17 protein-coding genes, 2 rRNA genes and 1 pseudogene are annotated in these 24,181 nt (G+C 72.3%); 5 read left to right on the top strand and 15 right to left on the bottom strand.

Annotated elements, in window-relative coordinates:
• Nucleotides 1-133 precede the first annotated feature (133 nt).
• The gene (locus OOK31_RS27430; protein ID WP_267090436.1) at nt 134-1,939 is read left to right on the top strand and encodes a glycoside hydrolase family 15 protein; all 1,806 of its coding nucleotides are present in this window, start codon (nt 134-136) and stop codon (nt 1,937-1,939) included.
• Nucleotides 1,940-2,041: 102 nt separating this feature from the next.
• The gene (locus tag OOK31_RS27425) at nt 2,042-3,424 is read left to right on the top strand and encodes an FAD-binding oxidoreductase (RefSeq protein WP_267090045.1); all 1,383 of its coding nucleotides are present in this window, start codon (nt 2,042-2,044) and stop codon (nt 3,422-3,424) included.
• Between the two features lie 4 nt (nt 3,425-3,428).
• On the opposite strand, the gene OOK31_RS27420 is transcribed toward OOK31_RS27425, so the two are convergent.
• Nucleotides 3,429-5,060: an NAD(P)/FAD-dependent oxidoreductase gene (locus OOK31_RS27420; protein WP_267090044.1), complete on the bottom strand. Its 1,632-nt coding sequence runs from the start codon at nt 5,058-5,060 to the stop codon at nt 3,429-3,431.
• Nucleotides 5,061-5,071: 11 nt separating this feature from the next.
• Nucleotides 5,072-6,646: an APC family permease gene (locus OOK31_RS27415; RefSeq protein ID WP_267090043.1), complete on the bottom strand. Its 1,575-nt coding sequence runs from the start codon at nt 6,644-6,646 to the stop codon at nt 5,072-5,074.
• 205 nt (nt 6,647-6,851) lie between these two features.
• Here OOK31_RS27415 and OOK31_RS27410 point away from each other — a divergent pair, with 205 nt between their 5' ends.
• Nucleotides 6,852-8,474, top strand: a complete 1,623-nt coding sequence (locus OOK31_RS27410) for a PucR family transcriptional regulator (protein ID WP_267090042.1) — start codon at nt 6,852-6,854, stop codon at nt 8,472-8,474.
• 341 nt (nt 8,475-8,815) lie between these two features.
• Here OOK31_RS27410 and OOK31_RS27405 read toward each other — a convergent pair whose 3' ends face one another.
• The 5 genes from OOK31_RS27405 to OOK31_RS27385 form a co-directional block, all read right to left on the bottom strand.
• Nucleotides 8,816-9,940: a glycosyltransferase family 4 protein gene (locus OOK31_RS27405; RefSeq protein ID WP_267090041.1), complete on the bottom strand. Its 1,125-nt coding sequence runs from the start codon at nt 9,938-9,940 to the stop codon at nt 8,816-8,818.
• Nucleotides 9,941-10,175: 235 nt separating this feature from the next.
• The gene (gene recN, locus OOK31_RS27400; protein ID WP_267090435.1) at nt 10,176-11,903 is read right to left on the bottom strand and encodes a DNA repair protein RecN; all 1,728 of its coding nucleotides are present in this window, start codon (nt 11,901-11,903) and stop codon (nt 10,176-10,178) included.
• Nucleotides 11,904-11,996: 93 nt separating this feature from the next.
• Nucleotides 11,997-12,887, bottom strand: coding sequence for an NAD kinase (locus OOK31_RS27395; RefSeq protein ID WP_323188256.1), 891 nt, complete (start codon nt 12,885-12,887; stop codon nt 11,997-11,999).
• 86 nt (nt 12,888-12,973) lie between these two features.
• Complete coding sequence (locus tag OOK31_RS27390; RefSeq protein ID WP_267090040.1) at nt 12,974-13,789, bottom strand: TlyA family RNA methyltransferase; 816 nt, start codon at nt 13,787-13,789, stop codon at nt 12,974-12,976.
• Nucleotides 13,790-13,796: 7 nt separating this feature from the next.
• The gene (locus OOK31_RS27385) at nt 13,797-14,093 is read right to left on the bottom strand and encodes a hypothetical protein (RefSeq protein WP_267090039.1); all 297 of its coding nucleotides are present in this window, start codon (nt 14,091-14,093) and stop codon (nt 13,797-13,799) included.
• A gap of 65 nt (nt 14,094-14,158) precedes the next feature.
• On the opposite strand from OOK31_RS27385, the gene OOK31_RS27380 reads away from it, so the two are divergent.
• Entirely contained in the window at nt 14,159-14,506 is a 348-nt protein-coding gene (locus OOK31_RS27380) for an SCP2 sterol-binding domain-containing protein (RefSeq protein WP_267090038.1), read from the top strand.
• On the opposite strand, the gene OOK31_RS27375 is transcribed toward OOK31_RS27380, so the two are convergent.
• The 4 genes from OOK31_RS27375 to OOK31_RS27360 all read right to left on the bottom strand — a co-directional run bounded on the left by OOK31_RS27375 (nt 14,503) and on the right by OOK31_RS27360 (nt 18,671).
• A complete protein-coding gene (locus tag OOK31_RS27375) occupies nt 14,503-15,357 on the bottom strand; it encodes an ABC transporter ATP-binding protein (RefSeq protein WP_267090037.1) in 855 nt (284 codons plus the stop codon). The two genes, OOK31_RS27380 and OOK31_RS27375, sit on opposite strands and share 4 nt — an antisense overlap.
• Nucleotides 15,354-16,436: an iron chelate uptake ABC transporter family permease subunit gene (locus tag OOK31_RS27370; RefSeq protein WP_267090433.1), complete on the bottom strand. Its 1,083-nt coding sequence runs from the start codon at nt 16,434-16,436 to the stop codon at nt 15,354-15,356. Before OOK31_RS27370 ends, OOK31_RS27375 begins: the two co-directional genes overlap by 4 nt.
• 2 nt (nt 16,437-16,438) lie before the next feature.
• Nucleotides 16,439-17,485: an iron ABC transporter permease gene (locus OOK31_RS27365; protein WP_267090036.1), complete on the bottom strand. Its 1,047-nt coding sequence runs from the start codon at nt 17,483-17,485 to the stop codon at nt 16,439-16,441.
• A 154-nt stretch (nt 17,486-17,639) separates the two neighbouring features.
• Nucleotides 17,640-18,671, bottom strand: a complete 1,032-nt coding sequence (locus tag OOK31_RS27360; RefSeq protein WP_267090035.1) for an HAD-IIA family hydrolase — start codon at nt 18,669-18,671, stop codon at nt 17,640-17,642.
• A gap of 125 nt (nt 18,672-18,796) precedes the next feature.
• Between OOK31_RS27360 and OOK31_RS27355 the strand changes: the two genes are divergently transcribed.
• On the top strand, nt 18,797-20,068 hold the full coding sequence (locus OOK31_RS27355; protein WP_267090034.1) for a DUF1015 domain-containing protein: 1,272 nt from the start codon (nt 18,797-18,799) through the stop codon (nt 20,066-20,068).
• Nucleotides 20,069-20,141: 73 nt separating this feature from the next.
• Here the strand turns inward: OOK31_RS27355 and OOK31_RS27350 are convergent, their stop codons facing one another.
• From OOK31_RS27350 to OOK31_RS27335, 4 genes and pseudogenes are all read right to left on the bottom strand, one after another.
• Nucleotides 20,142-20,984 carry a tetratricopeptide repeat protein gene (locus tag OOK31_RS27350; RefSeq protein ID WP_267090432.1) on the bottom strand — a complete coding sequence of 281 codons (843 nt, stop codon included), beginning with the start codon at nt 20,982-20,984 and terminating at the stop codon, nt 20,142-20,144.
• A gap of 246 nt (nt 20,985-21,230) precedes the next feature.
• A pseudogene (locus OOK31_RS27345) lies at nt 21,231-22,511 on the bottom strand (hypothetical protein); the annotation flags it as partial.
• Nucleotides 22,512-22,692: 181 nt separating this feature from the next.
• Nucleotides 22,693-22,809 (bottom strand): 5S ribosomal RNA (rrf, locus tag OOK31_RS27340).
• A 106-nt stretch (nt 22,810-22,915) separates the two neighbouring features.
• Nucleotides 22,916-24,181: ribosomal RNA gene (locus OOK31_RS27335) — 23S ribosomal RNA — on the bottom strand; the annotation flags it as partial.

Genomic DNA, 24,181 nt, shown 5'->3' with positions numbered 1-24,181 from the left:
CCGGCAAACGGCGTAACAACGCCTCTTCCGGGAACATGGGCTCGACGCGGGGATCCCTGCGCACAGGAGACCGCGCAACCGCGCAATGCAAGCGCCCTTCGGGGCGGACGTGGCCGTTCGACTGGAGAGCAACGTGTCCGGGCGCATCGAGGATTACGCACTGATCGGGGACATGCAGACCGCGGCGCTGGTCTGCCGGGACGGGGCGGTGGACTGGCTGTGCCTCCCACGTTTCGACTCCCATGCCGTCTTCGCGAGCCTTCTGGGCACCGAGGAACACGGGTTCTGGCGCATCGGCCCGGCCTTCGCGCCGGGTACCGAGGCCCCACGGGCCGCCCGCCGGCGCTACCGGGGCGATTCGCTGGTGCTGGAGTCGGAGTGGGACACCCCGCGCGGGACCGTCCGCGTCATCGACTTCATGCCACCGCGTGAGGACCACGCTCCGCAGCTGATCCGCATCGTGGAGGGGGTCAGCGGGCGCGTCCCGATGCGCTCCGCCCTGCGGATGCGCTTCAGCTACGGACGGATCACGCCGTGGGTGCACAAGGTGGACAACCGCACGGTGGCCGTCGCCGGCCCCGACTCGGTGTGGCTGGACACCTGCGCGCAGACGTACGGCAAGGACCTGACGACCTACTCGGACTTCACCGTCGCGCCGGGCGACCGGGTGGCCTTCGCCATCAGCTGGCAGCCCTCCCACAAGGGCGCCCCGGAGTGTCCCGACGCCGAGGTGGCACTCGAGGCCACCACCGACTTCTGGCGGGAGTGGGTCGACCACTGCACGTACCACGGGCCCTACCGCGAGGCCGTGATCCGCTCCCTGATCACCCTCAAGGCCCTGACGTACGCCCCCACGGGCGGGATCGTCGCCGCGCCGACGACCTCCCTCCCGGAGGAGATCGGCGGGGTCCGCAACTGGGACTACCGCTACACCTGGCTCCGCGACGCCGCCATCACCCTGTCCTCGCTGCTGCGCACCGGCTACCGCGAGGAGGCCCGGGCCTGGCGCGAGTGGCTGCTGCGCGCGGTCGCCGGCGACCCGGAGAACCTGCAGATCATGTACGGGATCGCGGGCGAGCGGGAGCTCGGCGAGACCGAGCTGGACTGGCTGCCGGGCTACGAGAACTCGGGCCCGGTGCGCGTCGGCAACGGCGCCGCGCACCAGCTCCAGCTGGACGTGTACGGCGAGGTCACCGAGGCCCTGCACCTGGGCCACATGACGGGCCTGGCCCGCAACGACTACGCCTCGCTCCTCCAGCTCAAGCTGATCCGCTACCTGGAGACGCACTGGAACGAGCCGGACGAGGGCATCTGGGAGGTGCGCGGCCCGCGCCGCCACTTCGTGCACTCGAAGGTGATGGCGTGGGTGGCGGTGGACCGCACGATCAAGCTGATCGAGAGCGGGGACGCCGACGGTCCGCTGGAGCGCTGGCGGGAGCTGCGCGACGAGATCCACGCGGACGTCTGCGAGAAGGGCTACGACCCGGAACGCAACACCTTCACCCAGTCCTACGGTTCGCAGGAGCTGGACGCCTCGCTGCTGCTGATCCCGCAGATGGGCTTCCTGCCGCCCGACGACAAGCGCGTCATCGGCACCATCGAGGCCATCCAGCGGGAGCTGTCCACCCCGGACGGCTTCATCCTGCGCTACCCGACGGCCGGCGAGGAGTGCGGTGTGGACGGGCTGGCGGGGGACGAGGGGGCCTTCCTCGCGTGCTCGTTCTGGATGGCCGACGACCTCGCGATGATCGGCCGGGTCGACGAGGCCCGCCGGCTCTTCGAGAAGCTGCTGTCGCTGCGCAACGACCTGGGCCTGCTCGCGGAGGAGTGGGACCCCAAGCTCCAGCGCCAGGTCGGCAACTTCCCGCAGGCCTTCAGCCACGTCCCGCTCATCGACACCGCGCTGCGCCTGACGGCGAGCGGGGCGTACGGGGGCTGACGCCGAGACGGCCTAGGCGGGCCGGCGGGCATGCCCGGCCCGGCCCGCCTACGCTGGAAGGGTCCTACGCCCCTCTCGGGATGTCCGGAAGGCGGGGTGGCCATGGCTCCCCTCTCGAAGGCGGGCACGGCACTGACCGCGCTCCGCGAGGATCTGGCCGGTGCGGTCTTCGCCCCGGAGGACCCCGGGTACGACGAGGCCCGCGTCCTGTTCAACGCGATGATCGACCGCAAGCCCGCGGTGATCGCCCAGTGCGAGAGCGCCGCCGACGTGGTCACCGCGGTCCGGTTCGGCCGGGAGCTGGACCTGCCGATCGCGGTGCGCGGCGGCGGGCACAGCGTCGCCGGGATGTCGCTGAACGACGGCGGCCTGGTCGTGGACCTGCGCCGGATGCACGAGGTGACGGTCCATCCGGCCGCGAAGGCCGCGCACATCGGCGGCGGGGCGACGATGAGCCACCTGGACCGGGCCTGCGAGCCGTACGCCCTGGCCACCACCGGCGGCCGGGCCTCCACCACCGGGGTCGGCGGTTTCGTCCTGGGCGGCGGCTCCGGCTGGCTGGACCGCAGGTTCGGGCTGGCCGTGGACAACCTGCTCGGCGTGGACCTGGTGACGGCGCAGGGCGAGCTGCTCCACGTGACGGCCGAGGACCATCCCGAGCTGTTCTGGGGGCTGCACGGCGGCGGCGGGAACTTCGGCGTGGCCACCTCGCTGACGCTGCGCCTGCACGACCTCCCCCACATGTCGATCGCGTTCCTGCTGTACCTGCCGGAGCGCGGGCCCGAGGTGGTGCGCACGTACCGGGAGGTCATCGAGGGCGCGCCCGACGCGGCGGGCGGCGCGGCCATCTACCTGACCGGCCCGCCGGAGGAGTTCGTCCCGCCGCACCTGGTGGGCACGCTGCTCGCCGGGGCGCTGCTGACCTACGCGGGCCCGGAGGAGGAGATGCGCCGGCTCGCCGAGCCGCTGCTGGCCATCCCCCACGAGGCCGAGATCGTCACCGCCATCCCGTACGCCGAGCTGCAGTGCATGATCGACGACCCGCCGGGGATGCGGAACTACTGGTCGGCGGAGTACCTCACCGGGGTGCCCGACGCCTTCGTGGACGTGTTCTGCGCCCGCGCCGGCTCGATGCCCGTGCCGACGGGCACCCAGCACCTGGTCTGGCCGCTGGGCGGCGCGATCGCCTCGCCTCCCGGCGACTACCCGGTGCCGTACCGGGACGCTCCCTGGGCGGTGCACCCGTTCGGGATCTGGGAGGACCCGGCCGACGACGAGCGGTGCCGCCAGTGGGTCAAGGACGTCCGCGCCGACGTCCAGCCGTGGAGCACCGGCGCGGTCTACCTCAACTTCACCGGGCACGAGGGCACGGAGCGCGTCGTCGCGGGCCTGGGCGCCGACAACATGGCGCGCCTGGCCGCCCTGAAGCGGCAGTACGACCCGGACAACGTGTTCCGCTTCAACCACAACATCCAGCCCGCCTGAGGGCTCAGACCAGGGCGGCGACCACCTCCCGCGCCGCCCGCTCGCCCTCGGTGGCGCCGCCTTCCATGAAGCCCTGGAAGTCGTAGCTGCAGTGCTCGCCGCCGATGTGGACGCCGCCCTGGGCGGTGCCCTCGTATCCGGCGTAGCGGTGCAGGTAGCCGGTGGGCCAGTACGAGTACGCGCCCAGGGAGTACGGGTTGCGGTGCCAGGCGGAGAGCTGGGCCTTGCCCGTCCAGGCGGCCTTGGTGCCGGGGTAGAAGGCGTCGATGCCGGTGAGCATGCGGCCGGCGAGGGCGCGGACGTACGGGTCGGTCTCGGTGGCGAAGGGGGTGGCCGGGGTGAGGGAGCCGGCCAGGGTGCCGCCGCCGTACTGGAGGAGGATGCCGCCGGTGCCGGGGCGGACCTTGGTGGTGTCCCAGGTCTGCTGGACGTCGGAGTCGGTGAAGCAGTCCCCGGCGGAGACGCCCGGCCAGGGGCCGGTGCCGCGCCAGGGGCGGGAGGTGAACTGCATGTTGAGCTTGGTGCAGTGGCCCATCCGGGCGTCGCGCAGCAGGTTCCTCATGCGCGGGTCGAAGCCGGCCTGCGAGGTGTCCAGGTTCTGCAGGACCGGCAGGGGCAGGCACAGGACGGTGTGGTCGGCGACGGCGGTGCGGACGGCTCCCGCGTCGTCGAAGGTGAGGGTCTGGGTGCCGTCGGCGTTGGCCCGTACGGCCGTCAGGGAGCGGCCCATGACGAGCGTGCCGGGGGCCAGGGCGGCGGCGACGGCGTTGGGGAGCCGGTCGTTGCCGCCGACGATGTGGTAGCGCTCGTTGGACAGGCCCCAGACGTTGAAGTGTCCGGGGTTGGGCTGGTAGCCCATCAGCAGGACCAGGGCCAGGGCGGACTGCCGGTCGGTGTCGGCGCCGTACTCGACGTTGTAGGCGACGTCGATGAAGCGGCCGAGCCGCGAGCCGTGTCCGCCGGGGACGCGGGTCTCGATCCACTCGTAGAGGGTCATGTCGTCGAGGGCGGTGCCGGCGGGGGTGGTGGTGTTCCAGGTGACCTCGCCGGCTTCCTGGAGGTCGCGGCGCAGGGCCTGGTAGACGGCCTTGAAGTCCTCGTCGGCCTGGGTGCGGGAGTAGTACTCCCCGTTGAACCAGAGGACTTCCTCGGCCCCGTTGGGGCCGCCGCCGAGGAAGTCCTCGACGGGCAGGTCGAAGCGGCGGCAGAGCGCCAGGATCTTCTTGTGGCTGGTGTCGATCAGCTCGCCGCCGATCTCGGAGGTCTGCCCGTACGCCCAGTGGTCGCGCTGGGTCCACATCCGCCCGCCGACCCGGGCCGGGTTGGCCTCGTAGAGGGTGCAGGGGACGCCCGCGTCCTGGAGGGTGAGGGCGGCGGTCAGCCCGGCTATGCCGGCCCCTACGACGGCGACCCGGGCGGGCCCGGTGGGCTTCTTCGCGGGGGTGGGCGCGGCCTCGGTGGCGTGGGCGGCCGCGGCGGGGGCGAGGGCGGCGGTGAGGCCGAGGGCGGCGGCCCGGCCGAGGAGTTCGCGGCGGGTGGAGCCGCGTACCTCGGCGGCGGGCATGCCGAGGCGGCGGGCGGCGGCGTGTTCGGCGGCGAGCTGCCGCAGGGAGTGCATGAGGGGAGTGCGGGCCATGGCGGAACTCCTCAGACGGTCGCGGCGGCCGGGTCGGTGGGGGTCTGGCCGGGGTCGGCGCCGGTGTCGGCGGCGGCCGGGTCGTCGGTGCGTTCGGCGGCGTCCTCCAGGACGACGCGGCCGATGATCTCGTAGCGTTCGGGTGCCTTCACCTTGAGCCAGAGCCCCAGCGCCAGGCCCCCGAAGAAGACCGTGCCGACGATCCACGGGATCAGCTTGAAGAAGAGGGATCCGGCGGCGGCCCCGGCCGCGGTCTCCATGTTCAGCACCAGCAGGACCACGACGGCGGCCATCGCGATCCCGCCGAGCAGCGGCGCGGTGAAGGTCCTGAACCAGTGCCGGTCCTCGGGGTGGTTGCGGCGGAAGTAGCCGATGACGGCGAAGGAGCACAGGGTCTGCACGATGAGGATCGCCATCGTGCCGAGGATCGCGAGCAGGGTGTACAGGTGCAGGTACGGGTCCTGGCCGGTGAGCCAGAAACCGGCGACGAGGAGGGTGGCGATCGCGGTCTGCGCCACCGAGGCCACGTACGGGGAGCCGTGCCGGGGGTGGGTGCGGCCGAGCTTCGGGGAGAGGAAGCCCTCGCGGCCGATGGCGTACAGGTAGCGGGCGGCGCACTGGTGGAAGGCCATGCCGCAGGCGAAGGAGCCGGTGAGCAGCAGCCACTGGAAGGCGTCGACGGCCCACGGCCCGATGAAGGTCCGGGTGGGGACGAAGAACAGGTCGAGGGGGCTCGTGGAGGCCGACAGCTCGACCGAAGCCGACAGGCCGTTGCCGGCGATGGTCATCCAGGAGACGTAGATGTAGAAGAGGCCGACGCCGACGACGGAGATCAAGGTGGCCTTGGGGATGACCCGCTTCGGGTCGCGGGACTCCTCCCCGTACATGGCGGTGGACTCGAAGCCGACCCAGGACCAGAAGGCGAAGAAGAGGCCGAGCCCGGCCGAGGTGCCGGTGAAGGCGTGCTTCGGGTTCACCGGCTCCAGCGGGATCCCGTCGGGGCCGCCGCCCGCGATCAGTACGGCGGTGGCGACGGCGAACAGGACGGCGATCTCGGCGACGAGCATCACGCCGAGGGCCTTCGCGGTGAGGTTGATGTCGAAGTGGGCGAGGGCGGCGGTGACGGCGATCATCGCCGCGGCGTACACGATCCAGGGGAGGTCGACGCCGAGCTGGTCGTGGACGGTGGTCTTCGCGAAGTAGGAGAACACTCCGACGATGGACGCCTCGAAGACGATGTACGCGAGGACCGCGAGCATCCCGGAGGCCATCCCGGCGATCCTGCCGAGGCCGTGCGAGATGTACCCGTAGAAGGCGCCGGCGGCGGTGATCCGCTTGGCCATGGCGACGTAGCCGACGGCGAAGACGGTCAGGACGACCGTCGCGAAGAGGTAGCCGGCGGGGGCGCCGGTGCCGTTGCCGAAGCCGACCGCGATGGGGAGGTTGCCGGTCATCGCGGTGATCGGCGCGGCGGTGGCCACGGCCATGAACACCACGCCGACCAGGCCGACCGAGTTGGCCTTGAGGCGCTGGACGGGCGGCGTGCCCGGGGACGAGGGTGGTGGCGTGGCGCCGGCTCTGCTCATGACGTCCTCTGTTCCTGTCGGGGTTCCCGTCGGGGTTCCTGTCGGAGGCCGCCACTCTGGACCCGGGTGACGCACACCACAATCGGCACGCGGTCCGATAATCTCCTTGCAGAGCCGACGACTTGTCGGGCCGAACAGGCGGAGCGGCCCGCTTGTAACCGCCCGGTGATGTGCGCGGAACAAGGCTGCCGGTACCGTCCGCGATATGGACAACCAGGGCGGAATCACGGTTCAGCGGGCACTGGAGCTGCCGGGACTGCGCGGCGGACTCCCGGAGGTCGTGGCCTGCGCCGACCGGCTGGGACGGACCGTCCGCTGGGTGCACGCGGGCGAGGTCCCGAACATCGCCTCCCTGCTCAAGGGCGGTGAACTCCTCCTGACCACCGGCCTCGGCCTCGGCACCCGGCCCGCCGAACAGCGGGCCTTCGTACGCCGCCTCGCGGACCGGGGCATCGCCGCGCTGGTCGTCGAGCTCGGCCCGCGCTTCACCCGGCTCCCGGCGACCATCGTGGAGACCGCGCGGGCCGCCGGACTCCCCCTGGTCCAGCTCCACCGGGAAGTCCCCTTCGTGACCGTCACGGAGGAGATCCACACCGAGATCGTCAACCACCACTACGCGCTGCTCCAGCGCGCCGAGGAAGTCCACCGGCGCTGCACGGAAGCCCTGCTGGGCGGCGGCGGGATCCCGCAGGTGCTGCGCATCCTGGCCGACTTCACCGCCAACCCCGTCTTCCTGGAAACCCCCGACGGCCAGCTCCTGTACGCCGCCGGCCCCGTCTCCGGCGAAGCCGCGGCCGACCCCCTCCAGGTGTGGGAAGGCCTGCGCGGCCAGCGCCCCGCCGAACCCTCCGGGAACGCGGTCGTGGTCGACGTACCCGGCGGGGGCCACGGCACCGGCTCCGTCCGGGCCCGCGTCGTCCTGCTCGGGGTCTCCGCCCCGCTGCTGCCGGTGCACCGGATGGCGGCCGAACGCACCGCCGGAGTACTGGCCGTGGTCCTCATGCAGGCGCGGCAGGAAGAGGAACTGGCCGCGCGCGGCCGGGGCGACTTCCTGACGGACCTGGCCGAAGGCCGGATCTCCGCGGAGGACGCCCCGGCGCAGGCACGGGTCCTGGGCTTCCGGCCCGGCGCCGGGCCGCTGCTGCCGATCGTGATGCGGCTCTCCACCGACCTGGGGGCCTCCGGCAACTGGGCCGTGCTGGCCCGCGCCGTCCTGGAGGAACTCTCCTCGGTCGGCGTCCCCGTACTGCTCGGCGTCCGCCCCGTCGAGGGTCGCGTACCGCTCCTGGTCTCGCTGCGCGCCGACTCCGAACGCACCGGCGTCGCCGACCGGGTCGCGGCCGCGCTGCGCGCGGGCGTCGAACGGGCCGGCCTGGACCGGGCCGGGGCGCCGCCGGCCGTCGTCGTCGGCGTCTGCGGCAGCTGGGCGGCCGCGTCGGCGGGGCTGCGGCACGCCGCCGAGACCGCCACCGCGGCCCACGGCCTGCCGGCCCGGCCCTGGTACGACGCGCGCCGCCTGGACATCGACCTGCTGCTGTGGCGGCTACGGGAGCACCCCGACCTGGCGGCCTTCGTGGACCGCGCGATCGGCGCGCTGCGCACGCACGACACCACCTCGCGGCCGCCGCTCCTGCCGACCCTGGAGACGTACCTGGCCCACGCGGGCCGCAAGGCGGAGACCGCGCGCGAGCTGCACCTGAACCGCCAGACCCTGTACAACCGCCTGGCCCGCATCGCGGAACTCCTCGGCACCGACCTCGACGACCCCGAAACGGTCCTCTCCCTGAGCCTCGCCCTCCGCGCCCGCCGCCACGCGATTCCTTCTTGACGCGCGGCACCCATTTCCCGACGCGCCGGACTCCGACCGGCGGTGGCGGGGCAGGGCCGGTTCTGATGGCTGCTGCCCGTCTGTTGTCTGCGGACCGTTGCCCGCTGCGCGGGGCGGGGTCCCCTACCCGCCCTTCCACCGTTCCCGCCTCAAACGCCGGCGGGGCTGGATCCATCCAGCCCCGCCGGCGTTTGAGGCGCGGGGTCCGGGGGCGGAGCCCCAGGGTCTTTCAGCCCCGCCGGCGATTGAGGCGCGGGGGGGTCCGGGGGCTGGTCCCCGGCAGCGGGCCCGCAGGCGGGCGGTCGTGCCGGGGGTGGGGGCCTCGGTACCGGCCGGCCAGGCTAACGGCGGTGGAGGCGGTCCATCAGTTCGTCGTACACCGCGAGGACCTGCGCCACCGTGTCGTCCTCCGACGGCCACGTCGCGGCCTGGGTCCGCCCCGCCTCGCCGAGCTCCGCCCGTCGCGCGGGATCCTCCAGCAGCGCGGCCACCGCGCCCGCGAGGGCCCCGGGGTCCCCGTACGGGACGAGTACGGCGGCGTCGCCGACCAGTTCCGGTACCGCACCGACCTCCGTGGCCACCAGTGCCACCCCGGCCCGCAGGGCTTCCTGCGCGAGCAGCGACCGGCCCTCCCAGCGGCTCGGCAGTACGGCCACGTCCGCCGCGGCCAGCAGCCGGTCGGCGTCCCGGCGGCGGCCGAGCAGCCGCACCGGGAGGCCTTCGGCCTCGATGCGCCGCGCCAGTTCGGGCCGTAGCGGCCCCTCTCCCGCGATGACCAGCAGGGGCAGCGGTTCCATGACCCGCCAGGCCCGCGCCGCGTCGAGCAGGACGGAGTACCCGCGCCGCGCGACGAGGCTCCCGACGGCGACGACCAACGGCCGTTCGACCGCCCCCAGTTCGGCCCGGGTCTTCCCGGCATCGGCGACTTCCGCGGCCGGCGGCACGGCGGGGGCGGCGAGCCGGGCGTCCCGCGCCCCGCGCCGCCGTGCCAGGTCGACCTGGTCGGAGGAGGCGCCGAGGACGACGGCGGCGGCCCGCGCCACCTGCCGCTCCAGCAGCCGGCTCAGCCGCCCGAGCGCGCCCGCCGGTTCGGGGGCGCCGCCGTGCCAGGTCACCACGAGCGGTACCCGCCGTCCGAGGCCCCGTCCGCGCAGCGCCAGCGCGGCCCGCAGTCCGGCCCGTACGCCGTGCGCGTGCACCAGGTCGGCGCCGGCGCAGGCGGCCCGCAGGGCGCTGACCGCGTCGGGGGTGAACCGGGCCCCGGCGCCGGTGAAGTCGTACTCCCCTTCGGCCGCGACGGGGGCGCACACGGTGACCCGTACGCCCCGTGCGGCGAGCCCGGTGGCGAGGGACCGCACGTGTGCGCTGCTGCCCGCGCCCGCACCGCCGAGGACCTGGACGGTGCGCAGCGGGGGCCGCCCGTACGGGAGTACGGGGGCGGGGACCGAAACCGGGGAGCTGCTCACGGGCCGAAGCTCCAGGGTGAGGCGTCAGGGACGTCGCCCAGGATGCCAGTCCGCACGCGCGTTCCGGGACCATACGGGTACGGATCCCGTACGAGATACCGCACTCCGCCCCCCAGCCTCACCCACACGGGCTAGCCCGGCGTCACCCCGGCGCCGCGTCCGGACGCCGCGGGGGCCCGGGACGGCGTACGTCCCGGGCCCCGGCCGCCGTGCGGGTTCAGGCGTCGGCGCGGGTTCAGGCGTCGGCGCGGGCGGCCGCGAGGAGTTCCTCGGCGTGCGCCCGGGCGGTCTGGGAGTCCTCCTGGCCCGCCAGCATCCGCGACAGTTCGCGGACCCGGTCCTCGCCCTCCAGCACGGTCACCCCGGAGCGGGTGACCGAGCCGTCGACGGTCTTCTCGACGAGCAGCTGCCGGTCGGCGAAGGCCGCCACCTGGGGCAGGTGGGTGACGACGACGACCTGCGCGGTCCTGGCGAGCTTGGCGAGGCGCCGTCCGACCTCGACGGCGGCCTTGCCGCCGACGCCCGCGTCGACCTCGTCGAAGAGGTACGTGGGCACGGGGTCGGACCCGGCGAAGACGACCTCGACCGCCAGCATGACCCGGGAGAGTTCACCGCCGGAGGCGCCCTTGGCGATCGGCCGGGGCTGGGCGCCGGGGTGCGGGGCCAGCAGCAGTTCGACCTCGTCGGCGCCCGAGGGCCCGTAGGCGACGGGGCGGCCGCCGACGTCGACCCCGTCGGCGTCCTCGTTCTGGCGGATGTCGAAGGTGACGCGGGCGTGCGGCATGGCCAGGGAGGCGAGTTCCTCGGTGACGGCGGAGGCGAAGCGCTGCGCGGCCTCGGTCCGGGCGTCCGTCAGCGCCTGTGCGAGCTCGGAGAGTTCGGCGCGCAGGGCGTCCCGTTCGGCGGTCAGCTCCGCGATGCGGTCGTCGTCGCCGTCGAGTTCCAGCAGCCGCGCGGATCCCTGCTGGGCCCATTCCAGTACGGATTCGACGGTGCTCTCGCCGGTGCCGTACTTGCGGGTGAGCTGGGTGAGGGAGGCCCGCCGTTCCTCCACGGCGGCGAGCCGCAGCGGGTCGGCGTCGAGGTCGTCGGCGTAGCCGGCGAGTTCCCCGGCCACGTCGGCGAGCAGGATGCCGAGTTCCCCGATCCGTTCGGCGAGCGCGCCGAGGGCCGGGTCGTGGGAGCGTACGGATTCCAGGGCCCGGTGGGCTCCGGCGACGAGGGTGTTGGCGTCGACGCCTTCCGGGTCCTCGGGGTTGCCCGCGAGGGCGGCGTGCGCGACCTGCGCCGCCGAGGCCAGTGATTCGGCGTGTCCGAGGCGTTCGGCCTCGGCCGCCAGTTCGGTGTCCTCGCCGGGCAGGGGTTCGACGGCGGCGATCTCGTCGAGTCCGAAGCGCAGCAGGTCGGCCTCCTGGGCGCGTTCCCGGGCCCGGGTGGTGATCGTGTCCAGTTCGACGGCGACGGCCCGCAGCCGCCGGTAGGCGCCCGCGTACTTCTCCAGGGGGACGGCGACGGCGTCCCCGGCGTACCGGTCGAGGGCCTGGCGCTGCCGGGCGGGCCTCAGCAGGCCCTGCTGGTCGGTCTGCCCGTGGACGGCGACGAGGTCGTCGGCGAGTTCGGCGAGCAGCCCGACGGGCACGGAGCGGCCGCCGACGTGGGCGCGCGAGCGCCCTTCGGCGGACACCGTCCGGCTGATCAGCAGGGCGCCGTCGTCGAGCTCGGCCCCGGCTTCCTCGGCCCGGAGCGCGGCGGGCGCGTCCGGGGGCATGACGAGGCGGCCCTCGACCACTGCCGCCTTGGCGCCGATCCGCACCAGGGCGGGGTCGGCGCGGCCGCCGAGCAGCAGGCCGAGGCTGGTGACGACCATCGTCTTGCCCGCGCCGGTCTCACCGGTCACCGCGGTGAAACCGGGCGACAGCTCGACCACCGCGTCGTCGATGACCCCGAGCGACCGTATCCGCATCTCCTCAAGCACGGGACGACGATACCGAGGTTTCCCGGGTGCCATGTGACGTCACCCGGCCGGAGTTCTACGAACGCATGTGCTATTACGGTCTCAGTGGGGCGCCCCGCGCCACCCCGACACGGGCAGCGCGAACTTCGCGACGAGCCGGTCCGTGAAGGAAGCGTGGTGCAGCCGGGCGAGCCGCACCGGCACCGAACCCCGCCGCACCTCCACCCGGGCGCCCGCGGGCAGCTCCAGCGTCCGCCGCCCGTCGCACCACAGCACCCCGTGCGGGGTGCCGGTCTGCACCTCGACCGCCAGCACCGAGTCCGGGGAGGTCACCAGCGGCTTCGCGAACAGCGCGTGCGCGCTGATCGGCACCATCAGCAGCGCCTCCACCTCCGGCCAGACCACCGGCCCGCCCGCGGAGAAGGCGTACGCCGTCGAGCCCGTCGGCGTCGCGCAGACGATCCCGTCGCAGCCGAAGCCGGACACCGGGCGTCCGTCGATCTCCAGGACCACCTCCAGCATCCGCTCCGGGGACACCTTCTGGACGGCGGCCTCGTTCAGCGCCCAGTCCTCGTGGACCACGTCACCGTTGGTCCGCACGAGGACGTCGAGGGTCATCCGCTCCTCGACCTCGTACGCCTTCGTCACGACCCGGTCGACGACCTTGTCCAGGTCGTCCCGCTCGGCCTCGGCGAGGAACCCCACCCGGCCCAGGTTGACGCCCAGCATCGGCACCCCGGAACCGCGCGCGAACTCCGCCCCGCGCAGCAGGGTCCCGTCCCCGCCCAGCACGATCAGCAGCTCGCACCCGTCGAGCACCTTCGGGGTGCACTCGGCGACCAGTTCCACCTCGGGCGGCAGCGGCAGGTCCACCGCCTCGTGCTCCAGGACCCGGACCCCGATCCCGGACCTCAGCAGGCCGAGGACGACCAGCTCGGCGCTGCGGATGGCCGCCGGCCGCCCGGTGTGCGCGAGCAGGAAGACGGTGCGCACCCCCGCCGGGTCCCCCTGGATCCCCGAACCCGCCGGCTCCGCCGGACCTGTTGACGCTGCTGCTGACTCTGACGCTGACGAATCTGTCACTGCGGCCCCTCCGCCACTGCACGATCGACATCCCCCGGGTCGAGTGCCGGTGCCCCCGCCCTGAGCCACAGAAAGTACTCGACGTTGCCCGACGGCCCGGGCAGCGGACTGGCCGTGACCCCGAGCACGCCCAGTCCCAGCTTCCAGGCCTGCGCCGCGACCTCGCGGACGGCCTCCGCCCGCAGCTCGGGGCTGCGCACCACGCCGCCGCTGCCGAGCCGGTCCTTGCCCACCTCGAACTGGGGCTTCACCATCAGCACCAGGTCGGCGTCCGGCGCCGTGCACCGCACCAGGGCCGGCAGCACCAGCCCGATCGAGATGAAGGACAGGTCGCCGACCACCAGGTCGGCCGGAACGCCGTCGATCAGCTCGACCGTCAGTTCACGCACGTTCGTGCGGTCCTTGACCGTGACCCGGTCGTCGCTCTGCAGGGACCAGGCCAGCTGCCCGTAGCCGACGTCGACGGCCACGACGTGGGCCACGCCCGCGCGCAGCAGTACGTCGGTGAACCCGCCGGTCGAGGCGCCCGCGTCCAGCGCCCGGCGGCCCTCGACCCGCAGCCCCCGCGGCTGGAAGGCCGCGAGCGCGCCGGCCAGCTTGTGGCCGCCCCGGGAGACGTAGTCGGGGTCGCTGTCGTCCTTGAGGACAACCAGGGCCGCGCTGGTCTCGACCTGGGTGGCCGCCTTGGTCGCGGTAGCACCGCCCACGGTCACCCGGCCCGCGGCGATCAGCTGGGCCGCGTGCTCGCGCGAGCGGGCCATGCTGCGGCGTACCAGTTCGGCGTCCAGGCGGCGGCGTGCCACTCCTGCCACGTTCGGTTCAGCTCCTGTTTTCGTTAGGTCCGGGGACGGGTGGTGCGTCCAGCGCGCTCAGCGCCTCGCGCAGTCCCCTGTGCACATCCTCGTACACCTCGACGTGCCCGTCCGCCGCCAGGTGGTCCGCGTCCGCGAGCCGCTCCAGGTGCGCGTCGACCCCGGCGTGCCCGGTGGGGGTCCGTACGAGGCCCAGCGGCGCGGCCGCGGCCGGCTCGGGCGGCTGCGCCCCCGGGGCCCGCTCCAGCGGCGCCGGGGGCTCCTCGGGGACGTCCGGAACGCTCCCGGACACTTCGTCGGTCATGACCCGACGCTACCCCGAAGCGCGGCCGCGGCCACGCGCGGCTCTGCGGTACGGTCGTGATCACCATGGCTACGACCCAGGAGTGCCGCGAAGCACTCGACCGACTCTCCGACAACCTGACCCGGGCGAACGGCGAGGTGCGCGGCGCGACCGCCCTCGACCGCTCCTTGAGCTGTCACGTCACCGACCTCGACGAGACCTTCACCGGCCGCCTCGACGGCGGCCGGATCACCGTCGACTCCGTCACCCCCGGCCCGCCCCGGACCAAGGCCGAGATCCGGCTCGCGATGACCGGCGACGACCTGGTCGCGCTGGTCGCGGGCGAGCTGAAGTTCGCCAAGGCCTGGGCCTCCGGCCGGGTCCGGCTGGAGGCCGGCTTCCGCGACCTGCTGCGCCTGAAGAGCCTCCTTTAGACGGCTGCGGCGGCCCGCGCGGCTTCCTTCGTACGGGACTGCCGGGCGGCCGGGACCACCAGCGGCGTCCCGGTCTCCGGGTCGTCGATGATCCGGCAGCGCACCTGGAACACCTCCTCCACCAGCTCGGCGGTCACCACCTCGGCGGGCGGCCCCTCGGCGACGACCACCCCGTCGCGCATGGCGATCAGGTGGCTGGCGTACCGGGCCGCCTGGTTGAGGTCGTGCAGCACCGCCACCAGGGTCCGGCCCTGCTCCTCGTGGAGCTCCGCGCACAGGTCGAGCACGTCGAGCTGGTGCTGGATGTCCAGGTAGGTCGTCGGCTCGTCGAGCAGCAGCAGCGGGGTCTGCTGGGCCAGCGCCATGGCGATCCACACGCGCTGGCGCTGACCGCCCGACAGTTCGTCCACGGCCCGGTCGGCGAGTTCCGCGACCCCGGTGGAGGTCATCGACTCGACGACGATCCGCTCGTCCTCCCGCGACCACTGCCGCAGCAGCCCCTGGTGCGGGTACCGGCCGCGCGAGACCAGGTCGGCGACCGTGATCCCGTCGGGCGCGATCGAGGTCTGCGGGAGCAGCCCCAGGGTCCTGGCCACCTTCTTCGCGGGCATCGACGCGATGGCCTGACCGTCCAGCAGCACCCGCCCCGCGGACGGCTTCAGCATCCGCGACAGGGCCCGCAGCAGGGTGGACTTGCCACAGGCGTTGGGACCGACGATCACCGTGAAGGAGTTGTCGGGGATCTCCACCGACAGGCCCTCGGCGATGACCCGCTGGTCGTAGCCGAGGGTGACGTTCTCCGCGGACAGCCGCTGCACTTGCGTACTCCTCGTGTTGCCGAACGTGCTCATATGCGTCCCGCCCTGCGCTCGGTGACGAGCAGCCAGAGCAGGTAGACACCGCCGACCAGCCCGGTCACCACGCCCACCGGGAGCTGGTCCGAACCGAAGGCGCGCTGCGAGGCCAGGTCGGAGGCCAGCAGCAGGACCGCGCCCATCAGCGCGCCGGTCAGCAGGTTCGTCCCGGGCGACCGGGTCAGCCTGCGGGCCAGCTGGGGCGCGGCCAGGGCGACGAAGCTGATCGGGCCGGCCGCCGCGGCGGCGGCCGTGGTCAGCAGGATCGCGGCCAGCATCAGCAGCATCCGGGTCCGCTCGACCCGCACGCCCAGCGCGTACGCGGCGTCGTCGCCCATCTCGATCGTCCGCAGGGCCCGGCTCTGCCCGAGGACCAGCGGGAACAGCACCGCGCAGGTCGCCAGCAGCGGCCACACCTGCGCCCAGTCCCGCCCGGCCAGCGAACCGGTCAGCCAGACCATCGCCCGGGTGGCCTCGACGAGCTGCGCCTTGGCGATCAGGTACTGGATCAGCGCGACCAGGACCGCCGAGGCCCCGATGCCGACCAGCACCAGCCGGTACCCGTTGATGCCCTGCTTGTACGCCAGCAGGTAGACGGCGGCGCCGGCCAGCACACCGCCGACCACCGCGCCGACCGCGACCTCGGTGGCGCCGCCCTTGAACACGGTGATCACGACGAGCGCGCCCACCGCCGAGCCGTAGCCGAAGCCCAGCAGGTCGGGAGAGCCGAGGGGGTTGCGCGAGACGGACTGGAAGACCGCCCCGGCCATCCCGAGGGCCGCACCGACCAGGACCGCGACGAGGACCCGGGGCAGCCGCAGGTCGTTGACGATGAAGTCGTCGGCGGGAGTGCCGTTGCCCAGCAGGGTCTGTACGACGTCCCAGGGCGCGATCTCGAAGTCGCCGGTGCCGATCAGCACCACGGCCAGCGCCAGCGTGGCGACGGCCAGCAGCAGCCCGGTGAGCTGCGCGCGGGGCTCCACGCGCAGCGAGATGCCGGCGGGTCCGCGCAGCGCCCGCAGCCCGGACCCGGCCGGGGCCTCGGCCGCCGGGGTCCCGGGGGTCTTGTCGGTCACGGTCACAGCTGGGCCATTCTCTTGCGCCGAACCAGGTAGATGAAGACGGGGCCGCCGATCAGGGCGGTGACGATGCCGACCTGGAGCTCGGCGGGCCGGGTGACGACCCGTCCGACCACGTCGGCGCCGAGCAGCAGCACGGGCGACAGGACGGCCGAGTACCCGAGCACCCAGCGCATGTCCGGCCCGGTGACGACGCGCACCAGGTGCGGGATCATCAGCCCGATGAAGACGATCGGCCCGCAGGCGGCGGTCGCCGCCCCGCACAGCAGGGTGATCGCGGCCATGGCCCCGATCCGGGTCCGCGTCAGGTGCGCGCCGAGCGCCCGCGCGGTGTCGTCGCCCATGGCCATCGCGTTGAGCGGCCGACCCAGCGCCAGTGCCAGCACGGCGCCCACCACCAGGAAGGGGGCGACCTGCCGGACGGTGTCCATGTTGGCCGAAGCCAGCGAACCCACCGTCCAGAAGCGCAGCTTGTCCAGCGCCTTGCTGTCCATCAGCTGCACGGCGTTGATGTAGCCGACCAGGGCCGCGCTGGCGGCCGTACCGGCGAGCGCGAGGCGGACCGGGGTGGCGCTGCGGCTGCCGCCGAGGACGTAGACGAGGACGGAGACGAGGGCGGCGCCCAGGAAGGCCCACCACACGAACTCGCTCAGGGACGCGGCCCCGAAGAAGCTGATCGCCGAGACCACGGCCGCCGCGGCGCCCGCGTTGACCCCGAGGATGCCGGGCTCGGCCAGCGGGTTGCGGGTCAGCGCCTGCATCACCGCGCCGGAGAGGCCGAGCCCGATCCCGACCAGTACGCCGAGGACGGTCCGTGGCACCCGCAGGTCCCGTACGACGATGTCGTCGGGGGTCCCGGAGTAGTGGAAAAGGCCGTGCCAGACGTGGTCGAGCGGCATCGGCTTGGCGCCGACCGCGATGCTCGCCACCGCGACCAGCGCCAAGACGGCGAGGGCGATCAGCAGACCGGCCGCGCGGGCGCCGTGGCGCGTGCGGGGGGCGACGGGCGAAGCCGCGCTCTGTTCGGGAGGACTCTCAACCAACACCCAAGTTAGGTTAGCCTACCCTCGGATCGCTTTGGTCCCCCCGATCCGGCCCCGATCCGGCCTTCTGATCAGCCCGGATCCCCGGACGGACCCCCGCACGCACCCCGGCACCCACCGCCAGGACGCCCAGAACGCTCAAGACGCTCAAGACGCCCTAAAGCCCCAGCAGAGCCAGCGCCTTGTCCCCGTCCAGCGCGCAGGAACCCTCCCCGGCCCGCGTCCACGCCGCCGCGCACAGCGCCCGCAGCCCGTCCAGCGGATCGCCCTCGCCGCGCAGTTCCAGCTCCTCGTCCCCCGCGAGCGCCGTCCAGCCCCCGCAGCGGAAGCCCTCGCCCGCCGGCTCCACCGGCGGCTGCCCGGTCAGCAGTCCGCGCAGGTCCCGGTCCACGTACGTCGGCCGGTACTTGGGCTCCGCCCGCAGCAGCTGCGCCCCGTCCGTCACCCCGGTCAGCACCAGCAGCGAGTCGACGTCGCCGTTGTAGGCGCCCTCGATGTCCGTGTCCAGCCGGTCCCCGACCACCAGCGGCCGCTCCGCCCCCGTCCGCAGCACCGTCTCCCGGTGCATCGGGGGCAGCGGCTTGCCCGCGACCTGCGGCTCCGCGCCCGTGGCGATCCGTACGACCTCCACGGCGGCCCCGTTGCCGGGCGCGATGCCCCGCGCCCCCGGAATCGTCAGGTCGGTGTTGGACGCGTACCAGGGCACCCCCCGGTTGATCGCGTACGAGGCCTCCGCGAACCGCTCCCACGCCAGGCTCGGGCCGCCGTAGCCCTGCACGACCGCCGCGAGCCCCTCCTCGTCGGCGGAGTCCACCGGCACCAGCCCGCGCTCGCGCAGCGCGACCCGCAGCCCCTCCCCGCCGACCACGAGCACCTTCGACCCCGGCTCCACCTGGTCCGCGATCAGCCGCGCCACCGCCTGCGCGGAGGTGATCACCTCGCCGGCCTCCGCCGGGATCCCGAGCTCGCTCAAGTGCTCCGCGACCGCGTCCGGAGTCCGCAGGGCGTTGTTCGTGACGTACGCGAGGTGCATCCCCTCGGCGCGGGCCACGGCGAGGGACTCCACCGCGTGCGCGATGGCCAGCCCGCCCGCGTACACCACCCCGTCCAGGTCCAGCAGGGCCGTGTCGTACGCCTGGTGCAGACTCCGCTCGCTGCCCGCGGGCCTGGTCCTGCTCTGCCGGGTCATCTGGCCACTCCTCTATACGGTTCCTACACTGCCCACGATTCTTACGATCGATCTTGTCCGAGTTTGCACTGCCCCGTCACTCCCCCGCTCATCCCGCATATCGAGACGCGTTTTACGATGCACCAATGACCACACCTGGCAACGCGGAGCACGGGCTGCGCCTGATCCCCTTCCACGGACTGCGCTATGTCCCGGAGCGCGTCGGCAGCCTGGCCGCCGTCACCTCTCCGCCGTACGACGTGGTCGTGCGTCCCGACGGTGTCGACTACCTGGAGTCCGCCGACCCGCACAACATCGTCCGCCTGATCCTGCCGCAGGCCGAGACCCCCGCCGCGCGCAACGAGCAGGCCGCCCGCACCCTGCGCGACTGGCTCGCCGAGGGCGTCCTCAGCGCCGACTCCCGGCCCGCGCTCTACGTCTACGAGCAGCGCCGGGCGGGCCTCCTCCAGCGGGGCGTCATCGGGGCCCTCGCCCTGTCCACCGCGGAGGCCGGCATCGTGCTGCCCCACGAGGACGTGATGCCGGAAGTGGTCACCGACCGGGCCGGTCTGATGCGTGCCACTTCGGCCAATCTCGAACCGCTCCTCCTCACCTACCGCGGCGACGGTCCGGGCACGGGCGCGGCGGCGGTCGTCGAGGCCACCGCAGCCCGCAGGCCCCTCCTGTCTACGGTCACCGAGGACGGCTTCTGCCACAGCCTGTGGGCCATCACCGACCCCGACGAGCTGGCAGCCGTCACCGCCGACCTCGGCCACCGCCAGGCCCTCATCGCCGACGGCCACCACCGCTGGGCGACGTACCTGCGCCTCCAGGAGGAGCACGGCTCCCCCACCGCCTGGGACTTCGGCCTGGTCCTCCTCGTGGACACCGTCCGCTACCCGCTCCAGGTCCGCGCCATCCACCGCATGCTGCGCAAGCTGCCGCTCGCGGACGCCCTGGCCGCCGCCCGGGGCTCCTTCCGGGTCCGCCCGGTCCCCGGCCCGCTGCCGCTGGCCCTGGAGGCCCTCGCGGACGCCTCGGAACGCGGCAACGCCTTCCTCCTCACCGGCGACGGCACCTTCCACCTGGTCACCGACCCGGACCCGGCCCTCATCGAACGCACCGTCCGCCACGACCGCCCCGAGGCCTGGCGCCGCCTGGACGCGACGGTGCTGCACGCCTCCCTGCTCGACGCCGTGTGGCAGGTCCCGGACACCCCGGAGCACATCGCGTACATCCACGACGGCCCCGCCACCGTCGCCATGGCCGAGCGCCACGGCGGCACTGCCGTCCTGCTGCACCCCGTACGCGAGGAGGTCGTCCGGGACCTGGCCCGCCAGGGCGTCACCATGCCCCGCAAGTCCACCTCGTTCGGACCGAAGCCGGCGACGGGCCTGGTCCTGCGCAGCCTGGACTGACAGTTCCTCCCCCGGACATGCGAAAGGGCGGCACCCCCGAGGGGGTACCGCCCTTTCGTCACTGCCGGGACGCTTACGCCTTGTCGCGCTCGTCGTCCTCGATGACCACGATCTCGTCGGTCACGTCGACCTCGGGCTCGTCGACGGGCTCGTACTCGTCGTCGTCCTCGTCGTAGTACTCGGCCTGGTCGGAGGCGCGCTCGGCGGCGGCCACCTCCGCGTCGTCCTCGTCCTCGTCGTCCTCGTCGTCCTCGTCGTCCTCGAAGTCGGCGTCGACGTCATCCTCGACGTCGGCCTCGACGGCGGCGTCCACGAACTCCACGCCGTCGATCTCGGCGAGCCGGTCGGAGGCGTCGGTCGCCCCGTCCTTGTCGGCTTCCAGGGTCTTCGCGAACCACTCGCGCGCCTCGTCCTCACGACCGGCGGCCAGCAGGGCGTCGGCGTAGGCGTACCGCAGGCGCGCGGTCCAGGGCTGCACGGAGTTGGAGGCCAGCTCCGGGCTCTGCAGGGTGACGATGGCGGCGTCGAGCTCGCCCATGTCGCGGCGGGCACCGGCGGCGACCAGACGCATCTCGACCTGGCCGGCCTTGTCCAGCTTCTGCACCTCGGGCTCACCGGCCATGGCCAGCGCCCGCTCCGGACGGCCGAGGCCGCGCTCGCAGTCGGCCATGACGGGCCACAGCTCGACGGAACCGGTCATCCGCTTGGCGGCACGGAACTCCGCGAGCGCCTCGCTGTACTTCTGCGTGGCGTACGCGGCGAAGCCGGCGGCCTCACGGACGGCGGCGACGCGGGAGGCCAGACGCAGGGCGATACGGGCGTACGCGTACGCCTGCTCGGGGTCCTCGTCGATCAGCCGGGCCACCATGACCAGGTTGCGCGAGACCTCCTCGGCCAGGCCCTTGGGCAGGCTCAGGAGCTCCTGACGCACATCGGCGTCGATCTCGTGCCCGGTGACGTCGTCGTCGATCGGGAGCCGCTTGACCGGGTCACGGTCACGGTCGGCGCGGAAGTCGCGGTCGCCGCCACGGTCATCGCGACCACGGTAGCCACCACGGTCATCACGGCCGCCACGGAACCCACCACGGTCGCCACCCCGGTCGTCACGACGCGGGAAGGACGGACGGTCCCCACCACGGTCGTCACGGCCGCCACGGAAGCCACCACGGTCGTCATCACGACGCGGGTACGACGGACGGTCGCCACCACGGTCGTCACGGCGGAAGCCGCCACCGGAGGGACGGTCGCCACCACGGTCATCGCGACGCGGGTACGAGGGACGGTCCCCGCCACGGTCGTCACGACCACCGCGGAACCCACCACGGTCGTCATCACGACGCGGGTACGACGGACGGTCGCCACCACGGTCATCGCGACGGAAGCCGCCGCCGGCGGGACGGTCGCCACCACGGTCGTCACGACGCGGGAAGGACGGACGGTCCCCACCACGGAAGCCGCCACCGGAGGGACGGTCCCCACCCCGGTCATCACGACGGGGGTACGAGGGACGGTCCCCGCCACGGTCGTCACGGCCGCCGCGGAAGCCACCACGGTCGTCATCACGACGGGGGTACGACGGACGGTCGCCACCACGGTCATCGCGACGCGGGAAGGACGGACGGTCCCCGCCACGGTCGTCACGACCGCCACGGAAACCACCACGGTCATCGTCACGACGGGGGTACGACGGACGGTCGCCACCACGGTCATCGCGGCGGAAGCCACCACCAGTGGGACGGTCGCCACCCCGGTCGTCGCGACGCGGGAAGGACGGACGGTCCCCACCACGGAAGCCACCACCGGAGGGACGGTCGCCACCACGGTCATCGCGACGCGGGAAGGACGGACGGTCCCCACCACGGTCGTCACGACCGCCACGGAACCCACCACGGTCGTCATCACGACGCGGGTACGACGGACGGTCGCCACCACGGTCATCGCGGCGGAAGCCACCACCGGAGGGACGGTCGCCACCACGGTCGTCGCGACGCGGGAAGGACGGACGGTCCCCACCACGGAAGCCGCCACCGGAGGGACGGTCGCCACCACGGTCGTCACGGCGGAAGCCGCCACCAGTGGGACGGTCGCCACCACGGTCGTCGCGACGGGGGTACGAGGGACGGTCGCCACCACGGTCGTCACGACCGCCACGGAACCCACCACGGTCGTCATCACGACGCGGGTACGACGGACGGTCGCCACCACGGTCATCGCGACGCGGGAAGGACGGACGGTCGCCACCACGGTCATCGCGACGGAAACCACCACCGGCGGGACGGTCGCCACCGCCGGCGGGACGACCACCACGGTCGTCACGACGGAAGCCGCCGCCGCCACCGGCCGGCCGGCCGCCACGGTCGTCGCGGCGGAAGCCACCACGGTCACCGCCACGGTCGTCACGGCCCCCGCGGTAGCCGCCCCTGTCACCGCCGTCGTTGCGCCGAGGCTCGCGCTCCGGACGATCGTCGGGAGAGTTGGACATGGGTGTGACTCCTGTCTTCGGGGTACCGCTAGTCATTCTCGCGCAACCAACCCATGGCCGCGCTTCGGCGTAAAGAGGTACAAAACAAAAAAGGACCCTTGGTCCAGCGTTGAACGCTGGACCAAGGGTCCTTTGAAAGATTGTTCGGCGGCGTCCTACTCTCCCACAGGGTCCCCCCTGCAGTACCATCGGCGCTGAAAGGCTTAGCTTCCGGGTTCGGAATGTAACCGGGCGTTTCCCTAACGCTATGACCACCGAAACCCTATCGGTTTCGAGCGAACAAGCACACTTTGTAGTTATGTTCTAGCTCTAGAAACCAGCAACCGTTCGTTGCTTCAGAACTAACACAGTGGACGCGAGCAACTGAGGACAAGCCCTCGGCCTATTAGTACCAGTCAGCTCCACCCGTTACCGGGCTTCCACATCTGGCCTATCAACCCAGTCGTCTACTGGGAGCCTTACCCTCTCAAGGAGGTGGGAATACTCATCTTGAAGCAGGCTTCCCGCTTAGATGCTTTCAGCGGTTATCCCTCCCGAACGTAGCCAACCAGCCATGCCCTTGGCAGGACAACTGGCACACCAGAGGTTCGTCCGTCCCGGTCCTCTCGTACTAGGGACAGCCCTTCTCAATATTCCTACGCGCACAGCGGATAGGGACCGAACTGTCTCACGACGTTCTAAACCCAGCTCGCGTACCGCTTTAATGGGCGAACAGCCCAACCCTTGGGACCGACTCCAGCCCCAGGATGCGACGAGCCGACATCGAGGTGCCAAACCATCCCGTCGATATGGACTCTTGGGGAAGATCAGCCTGTTATCCCCGGGGTACCTTTTATCCGTTGAGCGACGGCGCTTCCACAAGCCACCGCCGGATCACTAGTCCCGACTTTCGTCCCTGCTCGACCCGTCGGTCTCACAGTCAAGCTCCCTTGTGCACTTACACTCAACACCTGATTGCCAACCAGGCTGAGGGAACCTTTGGGCGCCTCCGTTACCCTTTGGGAGGCAACCGCCCCAGTTAAACTACCCATCAGACACTGTCCCTGATCCGGATCACGGACCGAGGTTAGACATCCAGCACGACCAGAGTGGTATTTCAACGGCGACTCCACAACCACTGGCGTGGCTGCTTCAAAGTCTCCCACCTATCCTACACAAGCCGAACCGAACACCAATATCAAACTGTAGTAAAGGTCCCGGGGTCTTTCCGTCCTGCTGCGCGAAACGAGCATCTTTACTCGTAGTGCAATTTCACCGGGCCTATGGTTGAGACAGTCGAGAAGTCGTTACGCCATTCGTGCAGGTCGGAACTTACCCGACAAGGAATTTCGCTACCTTAGGATGGTTATAGTTACCACCGCCGTTTACTGGCGCTTAAGTTCTCAGCTTCGCAACCCCGAAAGGTCACTAACCGGTCCCCTTAACGTTCCAGCACCGGGCAGGCGTCAGTCCGTATACATCGCCTTACGGCTTCGCACGGACCTGTGTTTTTAGTAAACAGTCGCTTCTCGCTGGTCTCTGCGGCCACCCCCAGCTCACGGAGCAAGTCCGATCACCAGTGATGGCCCCCCTTCTCCCGAAGTTACGGGGGCATTTTGCCGAGTTCCTTAACCATAGTTCACCCGAACGCC

The organism is Streptomyces sp. NBC_00249, assembly GCF_026342355.1.
Lineage (GTDB): Bacteria > Actinomycetota > Actinomycetes > Streptomycetales > Streptomycetaceae > Streptomyces.
Note: the sequence above shows the minus strand (reverse complement) of the source record. Positions and strands in the feature narration are given on the sequence as shown.

What these genes read in the sequence shown, in the direction of transcription:
- OOK31_RS27425 (WP_267090045.1), top strand. Translation starts at nt 2,042, where the DNA reads ATGGCTCCCCTCTCGAAGGCGGGCACGGCACTGACCGCGCTCCGCGAG.
- OOK31_RS27420 (WP_267090044.1), bottom strand. Translation starts at nt 5,060, where the DNA reads ATGGCCCGCACTCCCCTCATGCACTCCCTGCGGCAGCTCGCCGCCGAA.
- OOK31_RS27415 (WP_267090043.1), bottom strand. Translation starts at nt 6,646, where the DNA reads ATGAGCAGAGCCGGCGCCACGCCACCACCCTCGTCCCCGGGCACGCCG.
- OOK31_RS27410 (WP_267090042.1), top strand. Translation starts at nt 6,852, where the DNA reads ATGGACAACCAGGGCGGAATCACGGTTCAGCGGGCACTGGAGCTGCCG.
- recN (WP_267090435.1), bottom strand. Translation starts at nt 11,903, where the DNA reads ATGCGGATACGGTCGCTCGGGGTCATCGACGACGCGGTGGTCGAGCTG.
- OOK31_RS27385 (WP_267090039.1), bottom strand. Translation starts at nt 14,093, where the DNA reads ATGACCGACGAAGTGTCCGGGAGCGTTCCGGACGTCCCCGAGGAGCCC.
- OOK31_RS27380 (WP_267090038.1), top strand. Translation starts at nt 14,159, where the DNA reads ATGGCTACGACCCAGGAGTGCCGCGAAGCACTCGACCGACTCTCCGAC.
- OOK31_RS27375 (WP_267090037.1), bottom strand. Translation starts at nt 15,357, where the DNA reads ATGAGCACGTTCGGCAACACGAGGAGTACGCAAGTGCAGCGGCTGTCC.
- OOK31_RS27360 (WP_267090035.1), bottom strand. Translation starts at nt 18,671, where the DNA reads ATGACCCGGCAGAGCAGGACCAGGCCCGCGGGCAGCGAGCGGAGTCTG.
- OOK31_RS27355 (WP_267090034.1), top strand. Translation starts at nt 18,797, where the DNA reads ATGACCACACCTGGCAACGCGGAGCACGGGCTGCGCCTGATCCCCTTC.